This window comes from Magnetospirillum moscoviense, assembly GCF_001650635.1.
GTDB lineage: Bacteria > Pseudomonadota > Alphaproteobacteria > Rhodospirillales > Magnetospirillaceae > Magnetospirillum > Magnetospirillum moscoviense.
The window spans coordinates 1-620 of sequence record NZ_LWQU01000113.1 but is presented as its reverse complement, the minus strand read 5'-3'; the positions used below and the strand labels follow the sequence as shown (position 1 = coordinate 620).

Here is a 620-nt window from a genome sequence, read left to right as displayed (position 1 = left end):
CTGGCTGACGCCGGACGGGCGCACGGTGCTGGCGCCGCTTCCCGTGGGGATCGCCGACCACTTCGGCCCGGAGATCAAGCGCTTCATCCTTGCCCAGTATCACCAGGGCCAGACGACGGTGCCGCGCCTGGTCGAGCTGTTGCAGACGCTCGGCGTCGATATCTCGAAGCGCCAAGTGGTGCGCATCCTGACCGATGCCAACGACGCTTTCATCGCCGAGGCCCGCGACGTGCTGCGCGCCGGCCTCAGCCATGGCGATTGGATTTCGGTCGATGACACCGGCGCCCGCCATCGGGGCAAGAACGGTTTCTGCACCCAGATCGGCAACGATGCCTTCACCTTCTTCGCCACCACCGCATCGAAGAGCCGCGCCAACTTTCTTGGGCTGCTGCGCGCCGGCCATGGCGACTATGCGCTCAACGACCAGGCCTTCGCCTATATGCGTCGGCGCCATCTGGCCGGCTCGGTCATCGCCCTGCTGGCTGCCCATCCCGCCCGTGGCTTCGCCGATCAGGCGGCGTGGGACGCTCACCTCGCGGCGCTGGGCATTGCTGAGTTGAAGGTCCATCCCGACCCGGCGATGGTCGCTACCGAGGGGGCGCTGTGGGGCGCCGTCACCG

At 67.9% G+C, this 620-nt stretch carries 1 protein-coding gene; it reads left to right on the top strand.

The annotated features are described in order from the left end of the window. Positions 1–620: IS66 family transposase (locus A6A05_RS05965; protein ID WP_156520927.1), on the top strand; the 620-nt coding region annotated here is incomplete at both ends.